Annotated in this window: 18 protein-coding genes and 2 pseudogenes; 12 read left to right on the top strand and 8 right to left on the bottom strand. The window is 66.4% G+C overall.

Going from position 1 to position 12,483, the window contains the following annotated elements:
• Positions 1–30: 30 nt before the first annotated feature.
• The 5 genes and pseudogenes from BKA10_RS10775 to BKA10_RS10790 all read right to left on the bottom strand — a co-directional run bounded on the left by BKA10_RS10775 (position 31) and on the right by BKA10_RS10790 (position 3,421).
• On the bottom strand, positions 31–840 hold the full coding sequence (locus BKA10_RS10775; protein WP_060921758.1) for an AAA family ATPase: 810 nt from the start codon (positions 838–840) through the stop codon (positions 31–33).
• Entirely contained in the window at positions 840–1,931 is a 1,092-nt protein-coding gene (locus tag BKA10_RS10780) for a TnsB C-terminal domain-containing protein (protein ID WP_308221581.1), read from the bottom strand. Before BKA10_RS10780 ends, BKA10_RS10775 begins: the two co-directional genes overlap by 1 nt.
• Before the next feature lie 162 nt (positions 1,932–2,093).
• A pseudogene (locus tag BKA10_RS16930) lies at positions 2,094–2,321 on the bottom strand (helix-turn-helix domain-containing protein); the annotation flags it as partial.
• Positions 2,236–2,831: pseudogene (locus BKA10_RS10785) on the bottom strand (recombinase family protein). The pseudogenes BKA10_RS16930 and BKA10_RS10785, both read right to left, overlap by 86 nt.
• A gap of 185 nt (positions 2,832–3,016) precedes the next feature.
• Entirely contained in the window at positions 3,017–3,421 is a 405-nt protein-coding gene (locus tag BKA10_RS10790) for a heavy metal-responsive transcriptional regulator (RefSeq protein ID WP_183151636.1), read from the bottom strand.
• Between the two features lie 54 nt (positions 3,422–3,475).
• Between BKA10_RS10790 and BKA10_RS10795 the strand changes: the two genes are divergently transcribed.
• Both BKA10_RS10795 and BKA10_RS10800 read left to right on the top strand, forming a co-directional pair.
• Positions 3,476–3,790, top strand: coding sequence for a hypothetical protein (locus BKA10_RS10795; protein WP_060921760.1), 315 nt, complete (start codon positions 3,476–3,478; stop codon positions 3,788–3,790).
• Positions 3,787–5,136 carry a dihydrolipoyl dehydrogenase family protein gene (locus BKA10_RS10800; RefSeq protein ID WP_082750005.1) on the top strand — a complete coding sequence of 450 codons (1,350 nt, stop codon included), beginning with the start codon at positions 3,787–3,789 and terminating at the stop codon, positions 5,134–5,136. Before BKA10_RS10795 ends, BKA10_RS10800 begins: the two co-directional genes overlap by 4 nt.
• Before the next feature lie 117 nt (positions 5,137–5,253).
• On the opposite strand, the gene BKA10_RS10805 is transcribed toward BKA10_RS10800, so the two are convergent.
• The 3 genes from BKA10_RS10805 to BKA10_RS10810 are packed head-to-tail and all read right to left on the bottom strand — an operon-like array spanning position 5,254 to position 6,101.
• A complete protein-coding gene (locus BKA10_RS10805; RefSeq protein WP_183499887.1) occupies positions 5,254–5,634 on the bottom strand; it encodes a MarR family transcriptional regulator in 381 nt (126 codons plus the stop codon).
• 45 nt (positions 5,635–5,679) lie between these two features.
• A complete protein-coding gene (locus BKA10_RS16690) occupies positions 5,680–5,811 on the bottom strand; it encodes a hypothetical protein (protein ID WP_277816593.1) in 132 nt (43 codons plus the stop codon).
• Entirely contained in the window at positions 5,808–6,101 is a 294-nt protein-coding gene (locus BKA10_RS10810) for a metal-sensitive transcriptional regulator (RefSeq protein WP_183499888.1), read from the bottom strand. The genes BKA10_RS16690 and BKA10_RS10810 overlap by 4 nt, the downstream gene beginning before the upstream one ends.
• Positions 6,102–6,202: 101 nt before the next feature.
• Here BKA10_RS10810 and BKA10_RS17020 point away from each other — a divergent pair, with 101 nt between their 5' ends.
• From BKA10_RS17020 to BKA10_RS10850, 10 genes are all read left to right on the top strand, one after another.
• Positions 6,203–6,388, top strand: coding sequence for a DUF8730 family Cys-rich protein (locus tag BKA10_RS17020; RefSeq protein WP_227991668.1), 186 nt, complete (start codon positions 6,203–6,205; stop codon positions 6,386–6,388).
• Between the two features lie 5 nt (positions 6,389–6,393).
• Positions 6,394–6,762: a thioredoxin family protein gene (locus BKA10_RS10815; RefSeq protein ID WP_183499889.1), complete on the top strand. Its 369-nt coding sequence runs from the start codon at positions 6,394–6,396 to the stop codon at positions 6,760–6,762.
• Positions 6,763–6,774: 12 nt separating this feature from the next.
• Positions 6,775–6,894 carry a DUF8730 family Cys-rich protein gene (locus tag BKA10_RS17025; RefSeq protein WP_488192547.1) on the top strand — a complete coding sequence of 40 codons (120 nt, stop codon included), beginning with the start codon at positions 6,775–6,777 and terminating at the stop codon, positions 6,892–6,894.
• A 21-nt stretch (positions 6,895–6,915) separates the two neighbouring features.
• A complete protein-coding gene (locus BKA10_RS10820) occupies positions 6,916–8,325 on the top strand; it encodes an MBL fold metallo-hydrolase (RefSeq protein WP_183499890.1) in 1,410 nt (469 codons plus the stop codon).
• Between the two features lie 42 nt (positions 8,326–8,367).
• On the top strand, positions 8,368–9,114 hold the full coding sequence (locus tag BKA10_RS10825; RefSeq protein WP_241740172.1) for a sulfite exporter TauE/SafE family protein: 747 nt from the start codon (positions 8,368–8,370) through the stop codon (positions 9,112–9,114).
• Between the two features lie 75 nt (positions 9,115–9,189).
• Entirely contained in the window at positions 9,190–9,651 is a 462-nt protein-coding gene (locus BKA10_RS10830) for a DUF4395 family protein (protein ID WP_183499891.1), read from the top strand.
• Between the two features lie 162 nt (positions 9,652–9,813).
• Positions 9,814–10,581, top strand: a complete 768-nt coding sequence (locus BKA10_RS10835; RefSeq protein WP_183499892.1) for a TetR family transcriptional regulator — start codon at positions 9,814–9,816, stop codon at positions 10,579–10,581.
• Positions 10,578–11,153 (top strand): ECF transporter S component, encoded by a 576-nt coding sequence (locus tag BKA10_RS10840; RefSeq protein WP_183499893.1) that lies wholly within the window; start codon positions 10,578–10,580, stop codon positions 11,151–11,153. Before BKA10_RS10835 ends, BKA10_RS10840 begins: the two co-directional genes overlap by 4 nt.
• Position 11,154: 1 nt before the next feature.
• Positions 11,155–11,889 carry an SIP domain-containing protein gene (locus tag BKA10_RS10845; protein ID WP_183499894.1) on the top strand — a complete coding sequence of 245 codons (735 nt, stop codon included), beginning with the start codon at positions 11,155–11,157 and terminating at the stop codon, positions 11,887–11,889.
• 26 nt (positions 11,890–11,915) lie between these two features.
• Complete coding sequence (locus BKA10_RS10850) at positions 11,916–12,401, top strand: CinA family protein (protein WP_183499895.1); 486 nt, start codon at positions 11,916–11,918, stop codon at positions 12,399–12,401.
• The last annotated feature ends 82 nt before the right edge of the window (positions 12,402–12,483 follow it).

A 12,483-nucleotide genomic window follows, 5' to 3' on the forward strand; every position in this document is an offset into this window, starting at 1 on the left:
GTGGCGGTGTTCTGTGATCGCTTGGCGGCGTTAGTTGCCGATGACGAGGATGCTAGCTGCGGCTTCGATGACGTCGTCGGTGATGGTCTCAAGCCCGTTGATCTTCAGCACTCGGGCGATCTGAGGGAAGAGCCGTTCAAGGAGACGAAAGTTGCCACGGGTGATGCGTTCGATCGCAGCTATCGCCTGCGCGTCGGTGAAGTCCTCTGGGTCGAGTTGCTGTCCTAGGTGTTTCCAGTGGCGGTCGAGGACGAAGAGGAGTTCTTCTCGGCCGAGGGTTCGGTAGTGGTGGGAGAAGCCGAGTCGGCTGTAGAGCTGTGGGTAGTGGCGGAACCGTTGGTCGATGCCGGGCATGCCAATGAGGATCATAGAGAGGTGTTCACGGTCGTGGCGGTCGCGGAGCAGCTCGAGCGCAGTCGGTGTGAGCCTTTCGGCTTCGTCGATGATGAGCAGATCCACGAGGTGAGACATGCCGATCGGCGTGGTGGTCGGTTCGGTCTCACGCGAGCGGAGGTGTTCGTCGGCGCAGATCTCGACCTTTGCCTGCCAGCGGTCGATGTCGTGCATGAGATCTTTGGGTCTGCAGAGGACCTCGGGTGTGTAGAAGACAGTCCGGGATCGGTTGGCGAGGGCGTAGTGCTTGGCGTCGTGCTCGCCGCGAGGTCCCCACTTGTTGATGTAGGGCTCCAGAGCGTCCCAGTTTGCGTAGCGGCGGGCGGAGTTGGTCTTGCCGACGCCGGCGTCGCCGTGGCAGATGCCGATGGTTTTCTCTTTGCGGACGGCGTTCGCGAATTCGGTGAAGCGTCGGTGCTCTTTGGTGACGATGAATGGCTGGTTCATCACTCGTCCTCTTCGTAGGTGCGTAGCCGGCGGCGATGCGGAGGTGCCGCGACGTCGCGTGGCTCGTCGCGGGTGACGGCGGTGAGGATGCGGTCGTTGATGGTGTGTCGGAGTGCGCGGCGGCGGGCTCGGCGGGCGGTTTCGATGTCGCGGAGGCTGAGGCGGAGATTGGGGTGGGCTTCGTCGACGGCGATGCAGACGAATGTGTCGCGGTCGTACACGCGGATCTCGGAGATGTCGCGCGGGTCGTAGCGGATTGTGATCGTGTGCCCGACGAAGGGGGCGAGTGTCGGAGCGAGGTAGCGCTGGCCCTGGAAGTGAATGCCGTCGCGCTGCACGACCCGGTTCTTGGGGACCGTGAGCAGGAGGCCGTCGAGTTGTTCCAGACTGTCGGGCATTCGCGGAAGCCAGCCGTTCGCGACCCACGCGTCCCGAGGCGATACTCCGAGCTCCCGGTGCGGGCGTGCGTTGTACATCCCGATGAACCCGCCGATCGCCTGGTCGAGGGCGGCCAGATCTAGAGCGGGGTGAGGATTCCTGTCGCCTGGTCTGAGGTGCCCGGGGAGAGTGGAGAGAAGCTCTGTGTTGATGGTGCGGAAGAAGCGTTCGATCTTGCCGCGGCCTTGGGGCCGAGCCACGGTGGAGTGGATGATCCGGATGCGCAGCTCGATGGCGGTGCGTTCGAGGTGATGGCTGGTAAAGTCGGAGCCGTGGTCGACGTGGAGCACGTCGGGTATTCCACACATGGCCCACGCGGGGTCGGTCTTGCGCCAGATCGCCTGCCTGAGCGCGAGGGCCGTGTTCATCGCTGATGGTGCACCGGTGAAGACGGTGTATCCGCAGATCGCGCGTGAGTGGTCGTCGATCACGATCGTGAGCCAGGGTCGATCAGATTTGCCGCCTACGGCACTGGTGATGAGGATGTCGAGTTCGGTGTGATCGGCCTGCCAGATCTGGTTGGGCCCGTCGGCTCGGCGCCGGTATACGAGCTCGTATCGATCGCGATACGCAATGGGTCCATCCAACGCGAGCGTTACCAGTGCCGGGTCGAGGGACTGCACGATATCTCTGACAGTGGCGTAGCTGGGCACCACCAGGCCTTGCCGCTCCGCTTCGGTACTCGCAAGGCGGTGCAGCGTCGCGATCGCTGGCCTCGGCCTGGTCAACGCGAGGTGCTCGATGAATCTGACCAATTCGCCCCTCGTGCGACGAATGCCGGCGTCGGCTCTCGGTTGAGGGTCGAGTGCAGTGATGCCGTGGTCTCGGTAGAGCTGGTGCCAGCGTTGGAGCGTGCGCAGGCCAATCCCGGTTTCTCGGGAGAGAGCGGTGAGAGGTATCTGGTCCTCGACGTGTAGTCGAAGAATTCGCCACCGCTCCCCGCCGCTCATCACATCGCTAGATGGTGATGCTCTCGCGGCTGGCGAGGGCTTGCTGGTGGCGGTAGAGCGTGGCGCGACTCCACCCGACGAGCCGTGCTGCATCTTCGGCGGTGCGACCTTTCGCTCGGGCGTCGGCGGCGATCGCGAGCTTGTCGGCGATTACCGCTGGGTCCGAGAGTGGACGACCGAAGCGAGTGCCGCTCTGCCTGGCGGCGGCGATCCCAGCATTTACCCGCTCGACAATCAGTTCACGCTCGTACTCCGCGAGCGTGGCGAGCATGTTCAGCATCAACCGGCCCGTCGATGTCGCTGGATCTACCCATCCGAGACAGAACGCACATGGATGCCCCGCTCGCGCAGCAGGTTTACGGTGTTCAGCACGTCGATGAGGGAGCGGCCGAGGCGGTCCACGCGCCAGACGACGACGGTGTCACCGGCTTCTGCGTGCTCGAGGAGTTTTTTCATCCCACGACGCTCGATCGCGGTCTTGCTCCCGGAGGTGACATCGGCGAACACGTCGCGCTTCTGAACACCAGCGGCGACGAGTGCGTCGAGCTGCAGCTGCGCATCCTGGCTCGATGTGCTCACGCGGGTGTATCCAAGAAGTCTCACTCGGCCATTGTGCCTCACAAACCCCGCCGCGTCATCGCGCTGAGACACTTTCCGGTGAGACGCATTGTTGAGACAGACGCTGACCGAGGATCACACGGATCAGCGATCACACAGCCGGGATCCGGCCGATGTCTCGAAAAGCTGTAGCTTTTCGAGATGCCCTGCTGGTGCGTACAACGACGGGTTTACGGTAGCGGCCGCGGGATGACGTTGCAGATGCTGCGCTCCGAGCACGTCGCTGGGTCGACGGCCGAACTGGTGGTGAGCATGTCGACGAGTTCTGTTTCGAGACGGGCGAGTTCTTGTTGACGGACCCTGACTTCATTGAGTTTGCCATCGAGCAGCGAGTGCACGTGCGAGCAGGGCGCCTGCCCGTCTTCCCGGAGAGTGAGGACTCCGGCGATGTCGGCCAGCGTCAATCCGGCAGATTGAGCGGCGCGAATGAATCCGACGCGGGAAGCGACCTCATCGTCATAGACCCGGTATCCATTGCTTTGTCGACTCGGTGCAGAAAGTAGCCCTTCGCGTTCGTAGAAACGAAGGGTCTGGGTGCTGACTCCCGTGGTGGCGGCGAGGTCTCCAATGCGCATACCCCCATTTCACCACTTGACCTTGTACCGGGCTGCAACGTTTACGGTCGATGCATGCAGATCACGTTGCAGTACTTCGATGGGTGCCCGAACTGGGAGACGGCCGCGGATCGCCTCACGGTGATCGCCGCGGAACGATCCGACGTCACGGTGAGCCGGCAGCTCATCGAGACGCAGGAGGAAGCGGAAGCTCTCGACTTCCGCGGGTCCCCGACTCTCCTGGCCGACGGTGTGCCGCTGTTTCCCGCGCCAGAAGCTCCGCCCGGCCTGTCGTGCCGGGTGTATTTGACACCGGCAGGTCTTGCCGGGTCGCCCACGACAGAGCAGATCCGGGACGCCATCAGGACCGTCGAAGCGGGTATCCGGTGAGTGACGCGTTCGATCTGCTGGTCATCGGTGCAGGCATGGCGGGCACGTCCGCTGCGAACAAGTGTGCGGCGCAGGGCTGGCGGGTCGGGATTGTCGACGCGTTGCCCTACGGCGGTACCTGCGCGCTCCGGGGATGCGACCCGAAAAAGATCCTCCGCCGCGGCGCCGAAATCGTCGATGCCGCCCGGCTGATGAACGACACCGGCATTACAGAAGGCGGCCTCCGTGTCGACTGGCCGGCCCTGATGCGGCGCAAGCGCGGCTTCACCGACGGTGTCCCGAAAGGCATGGAAGACGAACTCACCGGCAACGGTGCCACCACTTTTCACGGCCACGCCGAGTTCACTGGCCCGAACACCCTCACCATCGATGGCACTACCCACCACGCCGACCGCTTCCTCATCGCCACCGGGGCCACCCCGAGGCCGTTGACGTTCCCCGGTGCGGCACACCTCATCGACAGCACCCAATTCCTCGACCTCGATGCTCTACCGCAGCGGATCGTGTTCATCGGCGGCGGCTTCATCTCGTTCGAGTTCGCGCACATCGCCGCCCGCGCCGGCGCGCAGTGCACGATCATCGACCACGGCCCGCGACCCCTGCGCGAGTTCGACCCCGACCTGGTGGAGTTGCTGACCTCCCGCACCGAGCAAGCCGGCATCCACGTCTACCGAAACACCAACGTCACCGCCATCGAGGCCGCCCCCGCCGGGTTCCAGATCAGCATCAACACCCACGGCACGACCACCCGTCTTGACGCGGACCTCGTCGTTCATGGAGCAGGTCGCGTCCCCGCCCTCGATGGCCTCCATTTGGACGCTGCCGGTATTGCCGGCAGCCTACGTGGAGTCACCGTCGCCGGGCACCTGCAAAGCACCACCAACCCCGCCGTCTATGCCGCAGGAGACGCCGCCGACACCGCGGGACGTCCCCTGACTCCGGTGGCCGTGTTTGAGGGGAAAGTCGCCGCGTCGAACATGCTCAAAGGAACCACCACAGCACCCGACTACACCGGGGTCCCCACGACCGTGTTCACCATCCCGGAGCTGAACCGGGTCGGCCTCCTCGAAGAAGAAGCCGCCACAAGCCACAACACCGCCGTTCGCTTCACTGACACCAGCAACTGGTACTCCACCTACCGGGTCGCCGAAACCACCGCCGCCGCGAAGATCATCATCGATACCGACACCGATCAGATCCTTGGCGCGCACCTGCTCGGCCCCGGCTACTCCGAACTGATCAACACCTTCGGCATCGCCATCAAACTGGGTCTCACCACCCGGCAACTCAAATCCACCACCGCCACCTACCCCTCCCTCGGCTCCGACCTCGGCTCCCTACTCTGACCAACTAACACACAGAGCCGACTACCTCTGCTTTCCGTCAGTCGCCGGCCAGCCACACCCGTCACTAAGCGATCACAAAACACCGCCAAAAAGCGACAATGTCCACAGCAGATCGCTTTATCGAGCGTCGACGGAGTCGATCGCTTCGGTCATGGAGGCGAGGAAGCCTGCGACGTGCCGGTGTTGGGTGGGGGTGAGCTTCATCGCGGCGGCGTACATGCGCAGGTGCATGCCGTTCAGCGTGTTGCGGACTTCGGCGTCCGCGGTATCGGTGGCGCGGATGGAAGCGCTGCGGCTGATCGCGAACCCGGCGACGCGTTCAACGCGGCCGTCTTGTTCGAGCTTGTCCACTAGATCGTTTGTCGCTGCTGCCGGGATCCCGAGGTAGTTGCTGAGCTCAGCCGGTCGCGCGGTTCGATCGGCGCGACGGAGTAGGAACCGGAGGGCGAGCATCTCGTCCTCAGCCATCGACATCGCCTCGCGGGTGCGGCGGCGCATGGCGACCTCTGCCGCCCGGTAGGTGCGGAGCGCTTCGGGGGTTTGTCAGGCGAGGGCTTTCTGCTCCGAGACGTCGTCCTGCCAGTAGTGGCGCGTCGCTGAGCTCCCCGTCTCCGGCCGCGCAGGGGTGGGTGGAGGCTGCGTCGCGTTCGGGTCGAACGGGTGCGCGTCACTCATGCGAGGGAGAGGAAGAGCTTTTCCAACTCGTCCGGGGTGGTGACGCCCTCGGCCTCGGGGTCAGTCATGCAGTCGCGCAGCGCGGTGGAGATGACGAGGAACCCCGCCCGGTCGAGGGCCTTGGAGACGGCGGCGAGCTGCTGGACGACGTCGCGGCAGTGTGCGTCGCTTTCCACGGCCGTGATGACGGCGGCGAGCTGCCCTTGAGCGCGCTTGAGCCGGTTGACGACCTTCCGCTTGGCCTCAGCGTCGTGGGCGAACTCTGCGATGGGGGTCTCGATTGCGCTCATCTTCGGTCCTTCCGTGGAGTTGACAATCACGATACCCCCTGGGGTATGCTGAGTCCACTCCAACCCGATACCCCCAGGGGTATTACAGATTGAGGATTCACATGTGCAGAGCAACGAAGTGCCGGACCTGCGGGAAGACCACGTGGACTGGCTGCGGGCAGCACGTCGCGTCCGTGCGCAAGGGCGTGCCGGCGTCGGATTGGTGCAACGGCCAACACACCCGCGGTGAGGTCCAGGCCGCGCAGTCGCAGCGTGGCGGGTTCCTCTCCCGCCTGTTCGGGAAGTGACGCGCATGGCCACGATCGATCTGACCGGTGAGAGCTTCGGCGGCACGGTCGCGGGGGAGGGCATCGTCCTCGTCGACTTCTGGGCGGCGTGGTGCGGCCCGTGCCGCGCGTTCGCTCCCGCGTTCGAGGCCGCGTCCGAACGTCACCCCGACGTCGTCTTCGCGAAGGTCGACACCGAAGCGGAAGTCGGTCTCGCCACGGCGAACCGCATCACTTCCATCCCCACGCTGATGGTCATCCGTGACGGTGTCCTGGTCTACAAGCAGCCCGGCGCGCTCCCCGAACCCCAGCTCGAGCTTCTGATCAGCAAGGCCCGCGAACTCGACATGGACGACGTGCGCCGGCAGATCGCCGAATCGCCCACCGCGGCCTGAAAGGACCCCCCTATGTGTGCACAGATCACCTGCTCAACCTGCGGCAAGCCCACCTGGGCCGGCTGCGGACAGCACATCGAACAAGCCCTCGCGGGCATTCCCAACGACGAGCGCTGCAGCTGCGCTCACTGACAGCGACACGAAAGCCGAACCATGCTCCTCGAACGCCTCTATGACGACGACCTCGCCCACGCCAGCTATGTCACCGGCTGCCAGCGCACCGGCGAAGCGATCGTGGTCGACCCGCGCCGCGACGTGCAGGTCTACCTCGACCTCGCCGCGAAGCACGGCATGACCATCACCGCCGTCACCGAAACCCACATCCACGCGGACTACCTCTCCGGCACCCGCGAGCTCGCCGCCCGCACCGGAGCGACAATGTACGTCTCCGGTGAGGGCGGACCCGACTGGCAGTACGGTTCCGGGTTCCAGGAGGCCACCCGGATGATGCACGGCCACCGCATCACTGTCGGGAACATCACCGTTGAGGCGGTCCACACCCCCGGGCATACTCCCGAGCACCTGTCCTTCCTGGTCACCGACGGCGCCGCCTCCTCTGAGCCGGGCTACGTCCTGACCGGTGACTTCGTGTTCGTCGGTGACGTCGGGCGACCGGACCTGCTCGATGAGGCCGCCGGCGGTGTCGACACCCGCTTCGACGGTGCTCGCGACCTGTTCGCCAGCCTCCGCGACCGTTTCCTCACCCTGCCCGACTACGTGCAGGTTCTCCCCGCTCACGGGTCGGGTTCCGCATGCGGTAAAGCGCTCGGCGCCGTCCCCAGCTCGACCGTCGGCTACGAACGGCGCTTCGCGTGGTGGGCACCGTACCTTGCAGCGGGCGACGAGCAGGGGTTCATCGACACGCTGCTGAACGATCAGCCCGACGCGCACGCGTACTTCGCGCGCATGAAGCGGCAGAACCGCGTCGGGCCGGCCCTGCGTGGCCAGCTCAGCCCGTTGACCGAGTACTCGGCGTCCGAGCTTCGCGCGGACATTGAGGGCGACCGGGTCATCGTGGTCGACACCCGCCACCACTCCCTCGTCCATGAGGGCACCGTGCCGGGCGCGCTGAACGTCCCCGGGGTTGCGAAAGCGGCCAGCTACGGCGCGTGGGTCTACGACCCCGAGGTCGAAACGCGTCCGCTCGTGCTGCTCATCGACTCCGCGAACGCCGCAGCCCAGTTCCGGGACCACCTGCTGCGCGTCGGTATCGACCAGGTCGACGGGTTCACCACCCCCCTCGACGGTCTTCCCACGGTGCAGCCCAAGACGATCGCCCCGACCGACCTTGACCAGGTCGACGCGGCGCTCCTCCTCGATGTCCGCAACCGCACCGAGTACACCGCGGGCCACATCCCCGGCGCCAAGCAGCTCTCCGGCGGCCGTGCGCTCTGGCACACCGACGAACTGCCCGCCGGCAAGATCCTGACCTACTGCCAGAGCGGGGTTCGTAACAGCGTCGTCGCCAGCGCCCTCCGCCGCGCCGGGCACGACGTCATCGAAATCGAAGGCAGCTACAACGCCTGGGTCGCCGCCAACACGCCCCAGGCCACCGCGGCCTGATCAGACCGGGGAGCTCGAGTGAGTACGTCCATGGTCATCGCCATGACCCTCGCGGTCCTGGTCGGTGTCGCACTCGGGCTCCTCGGCGGCGGGGGCTCCATCCTCACCGTCCCCATCTTCACTCTCGTCCTCGGCACCGGAACACGAGAAGCGATCGTCTCCTCCCTCTTCGTCGTCGCTATCACTAGCGCGGTCTCCACCGCGCTCCGGATCGGTCGACGCGAGGTGCGGTGGAAGGTCGCAGCGATCTTCGCCGCGACCGGGCTGATCGGGGGCGTAGCTGGCGGGGTGGTCGGCCAGTTCCTCCCGGAACCCGTCCTCACGGTCCTGTTTGCTGCGATCATGATCGTCACCGCAATCGCCATGATGCGGCCCCGGGAAGAGCACACCGAACCTCGTCAGACGCGGCCGATCGTGCGGACAACCCGAACGGCAGCCACCGGCCTCGGCGTGGGAGTCCTCACGGGAGCCCTAGGAGCCGGCGGCGGGTTTCTCATCGTCCCCGCACTCACCTTCCTCGGCCTCCCCATTGCCGCGGCCGTGGGGACCTCGCTCCTGGTCATCGTCGTGAACTCGTCCGCCGGGTTCCTCACGCAAATCAGCACCGTGGCCATCCACTGGCCCACCGTCCTCACCTTCACCGCCCTCGCGGTCGCCGGATCGTTCATCGGCCTGGCGCTCTCGTGCCGCCTCCCCGCCGCCGGCATCCGCACCGGATTCGGAGTCCTCGTGCTGGCCGTGGGGCTGACCATGCTCACCGCCCTCATCATTCAGACCCTCTCCGCCTGACCGCCACAGGAAGCCCCACATGCCCAACGCGACCGACACCGCGCCCCGCACCGGGAACACGTCGACGGATACGAGGTGCCCGTCCTCGACGAGCACGCCATCCGCACCGCCGCCGGCATCCTCCTCGCCACAGGCATCACCGCCTTCACGATCACACTCGTCTCCGGCAGCGTTCGGCCGCTGCAGACGTTCGGCATGTTCTTCCTTCTCGACATGACCACCCGCATCCTGATCAGTGACCGGCTGTCTCTCACCCTCGCCCTCGGCCGTGCGCTGAAGCGCCGACGCCGCCCGCTCTGGGTCGGTGCGCCGCAGAAGGTGTTCGCGTGGTGGCTCGCGCTTGGCATCGCTGCCGTCTCATGCGTGACGATGAGCGCCGGAATCGTTCCCCTCGCCGTGACCCTCGGTCTCTGCGGGATCTGCTTCACCCTCCTCCTTCTAGAAGCCGTCTTCGGGTGGTGCGCGGGATGCGCCCTGCACCAACGCTTCAGCAGGCAACCCACCCGCCACTGCGCCACCGGCGCCTGCGACCGATAACCCTCCACCCCAAGCCCGAAAGGACGCGCATGCGCCGCCTCGCCCTCACCACCCTTACCGTCATCGCCGCGATCACCCTCACGTCCTGCGCCGCCACACCCGCACCGTATAGTAGGAACCGGCGACAGAATTCAACATAGCGTGTAAAACGAGGAGGACGAGATGCGGGAACACACCGGCGTTGACGTCCCTGTTGAGCCTCGGCTCCGCTCCTATGCGGGTCGTCCCGTGCTGACCCGGGAAGCCATTTTCGACACCGCGCTGCAGATTGCGGGAGAAGAAGGTCTAGCAGCGCTCACGATGCGACGTCTCGCCGCCGCGGTGAACGTGACCGTGCGTGCGCTGTACCACCACGTCGACGACCGGCAAGACGTGATCGACGGTGTCGCACGCCTGCTGGTGGCAGGCCTCCCAGAGCACGACTTCGATGTCGACGACTGGCGTGGGAGCATCCGCGGTGTGTTCCGCGACGCACGAGAGGCCTACCGGCGGCATCCGCGTGCCCTGCTGATCGGCATGGAGGAGCAGGTCACGCCGGCCGGCGTCGAGGCTGAAAGGATCCTCTCCCCGGAATGGATGCTCGCCTACTTCGTGCGCATCGGGCTCCCCCTACCCGACGCCCTCGCGCTGCGGATGCAGCTTCTCACCCAGGTGCTCGGGTTCGTGCTGTCGGTGGACTACCCCGCCGACCGTGCGTCGCCTGCCCAGCGTGAGCGTCTGCTGGATCCGGTGCCGTCCGCCTGGCTCGCCGCCTTCCCCGAGCTCACCGCGCCGACCGTGCGTGCCGCCGCGGCCCGGCCGGCACTGACGCCCGACGAAGCGTTCGAGCACATTATCGACACCATCATCCGCGGTCTCGAGCCACGGATCGGCCAGACGATGGATGACGAGGCGCAGCAGCGCCCACCAGAGGACGAGGAGAACTCATGAAGCGCGTCACCACACGGACTCTGCTCACTTGCGCCGCCATCGGTGTCGCCTTCGGCGTCATCGGCATCGGCGACAGCGCGCTGATGGCCGCTGTCGCCCTCGCCGCCCCGCCGTTCTACCCCGTCCTCAGCGGCGTGTACCTGATGCCGGGGATCATCGCCGTCTCGCTGCTGAGACGGCCGGGTGTCGCCATCCTCACCCGGGTGCTCGCCGGGCTGGTCTCCGTCGGGGCGACATCGGCGATCATGGCACCGGGACTTGCGTTCATCCTGTTCGGGGTCGTGCTCGAGGTGGCTCATCTCGCCACCCGCTATCGCAACTGGTCGGCGTGGCCCGTCTACATCGCAGCCGCTCTCGTCGGTCTGCTGGGTGCGGTCAGTTCGTTCGCACTGCTGGGCGGATCGACACTGCCCGTCGCCGTCATGATCCTCGCCCCGATCACCATCGTCGGCGCCACCCTGCTGTGGGCGCTCCTGGCCCGCACCATCGCCGCCGCCCTTCGCCGGACCGGCGTGGGCGCACCTCCCGCTCACCCGCAGCAGACGGCGACCGTCACCGCTGACGCAGACTGACGTGCCTTCCGCCCCCGCGCTGCTCGCCGACAGCATCGAACGGGCCGGCGTACCCTCCGTCGTGGTCGATACGCGACCGTTGTGCCGCTCACTATTGCGGGTGGAATTCGAACTGGAGACAGTGCCCGCGATCGCTGCCGAGCCCGGCGCACACGCCGCGTTTCGTGTCGCCCAGACCCAGTTCCGGCACTTCACGATCGCCGAGATCGACCCGGTCCGCTTTCGTGCGACGATCATCGCCCAGCAGCACCGCGGCCACAAGGGTGAGTCGACCGGCGCTGAGCAGGCACTCGCCACCTGGGCGCCCGGAGACCACGTGAACTGGTGTGGAATCCAGGTTTCACGAGGCCTGCGCTGGCGCCCGAACAGCGATGCCGTGCTGCTCGGAGACGCAAGCACGGTCGGCCTGGCATCCGCCTTCGCACGCCGGGCCCTGCGTGACGGATGCAGGCTGACTGGCGCTGTGGAAGTCGAGGCGGATGCCGTAGCAGCCGCCAAGCACCTGCTCCCGGCATTCGAGGTCCTGACCTCGCAGACTCTCCCCGGTCGAGGGTTGGATGCGTGGCTGGCGGACTTCGGTGCGGAAGGGAAAGGAGCAGTGGCGCCGCTGTACTATCTCGCCGGCGGCGCCCACATCATCCAGCGGCTGCGCGCTGACCTTCGATTTCTGGGTGTGCCGCGGAAGTCCATTCTCAGCCACCCCTTCTGGGCTGCCGGGAAACAGGGGCTGGGGTAGACCCGCGCGGCACTAGTGTCTGTCTCATGAGCGCCGTGGATGCCATCGTCGACGACATCGCGAACGCGTGCCTCGCCCGTGAGATGACCGTCGGCGTCATCGAGTCGCTCACCAGCGGCGCCGTCGCCAGCGCACTCGGGCGCGGGCATGAGGCCGCGGAGTGGTTCCGCGGAGGTGTGGTGGCGTACGAGACTGAGACGAAGCAATGGGTGCTCGGCCTCGTGCCGGGAACCGACCCCTGCTCGCCGTCGTGCGCCGCGCAACTCGCGGCGAACGGCCGCGCGCTGTTGCGTGCTGACGTCTGCGCGTCGGTCACCGGCATCGGCGGGCCCGAGCCGGTGGATGACCATCCTGCCGGCGAAGTGCACGTGGGCGTCTCGACCGCGCAGGGCTGGACGACGCGGGTCCATTACTTCGACGGGCCACCGGAAGATGTCGTCGAGCAGAGCGTCCTGGCCACGCTGTCGAGACTGTACGACACGCTGACCCCGACTCCGGGGCCGGGCGCCTGAGGGCCGCATCCCCGGCATCCAGCGAGCCCCTGATTCCACAGCCTCCGGCATCCCCAGCCATCGCACTGACAGCGCAGGTAGT

Source organism: Microbacterium invictum (assembly GCF_014197265.1).
Taxonomy (GTDB): domain Bacteria; phylum Actinomycetota; class Actinomycetes; order Actinomycetales; family Microbacteriaceae; genus Microbacterium; species Microbacterium invictum.

Bases quoted from the DNA above. Each gene is read 5' to 3' on its own strand.
- BKA10_RS10805 (WP_183499887.1), bottom strand. From the start codon at position 5,634: ATGCGCCGCCGCACCCGCGAGGCGATGTCGATGGCTGAGGACGAGATG.
- BKA10_RS17020 (WP_227991668.1), top strand. From the start codon at position 6,203: ATGTGCAGAGCAACGAAGTGCCGGACCTGCGGGAAGACCACGTGGACT.
- BKA10_RS16690 (WP_277816593.1), bottom strand. From the start codon at position 5,811: ATGAGTGACGCGCACCCGTTCGACCCGAACGCGACGCAGCCTCCACCC.
- BKA10_RS10790 (WP_183151636.1), bottom strand. From the start codon at position 3,421: ATGCGCATTGGAGACCTCGCCGCCACCACGGGAGTCAGCACCCAGACC.
- BKA10_RS10850 (WP_183499895.1), top strand. From the start codon at position 11,916: ATGAGCGCCGTGGATGCCATCGTCGACGACATCGCGAACGCGTGCCTC.
- BKA10_RS10795 (WP_060921760.1), top strand. From the start codon at position 3,476: ATGCAGATCACGTTGCAGTACTTCGATGGGTGCCCGAACTGGGAGACG.
- BKA10_RS10835 (WP_183499892.1), top strand. From the start codon at position 9,814: ATGCGGGAACACACCGGCGTTGACGTCCCTGTTGAGCCTCGGCTCCGC.
- BKA10_RS10840 (WP_183499893.1), top strand. From the start codon at position 10,578: ATGAAGCGCGTCACCACACGGACTCTGCTCACTTGCGCCGCCATCGGT.
- BKA10_RS10825 (WP_241740172.1), top strand. From the start codon at position 8,368: ATGACCCTCGCGGTCCTGGTCGGTGTCGCACTCGGGCTCCTCGGCGGC.
- BKA10_RS10815 (WP_183499889.1), top strand. From the start codon at position 6,394: ATGGCCACGATCGATCTGACCGGTGAGAGCTTCGGCGGCACGGTCGCG.
- BKA10_RS17025 (WP_488192547.1), top strand. From the start codon at position 6,775: ATGTGTGCACAGATCACCTGCTCAACCTGCGGCAAGCCCACCTGGGCC.
- BKA10_RS10810 (WP_183499888.1), bottom strand. From the start codon at position 6,101: ATGAGCGCAATCGAGACCCCCATCGCAGAGTTCGCCCACGACGCTGAG.
- BKA10_RS10775 (WP_060921758.1), bottom strand. From the start codon at position 840: ATGAACCAGCCATTCATCGTCACCAAAGAGCACCGACGCTTCACCGAA.
- BKA10_RS10820 (WP_183499890.1), top strand. From the start codon at position 6,916: ATGCTCCTCGAACGCCTCTATGACGACGACCTCGCCCACGCCAGCTAT.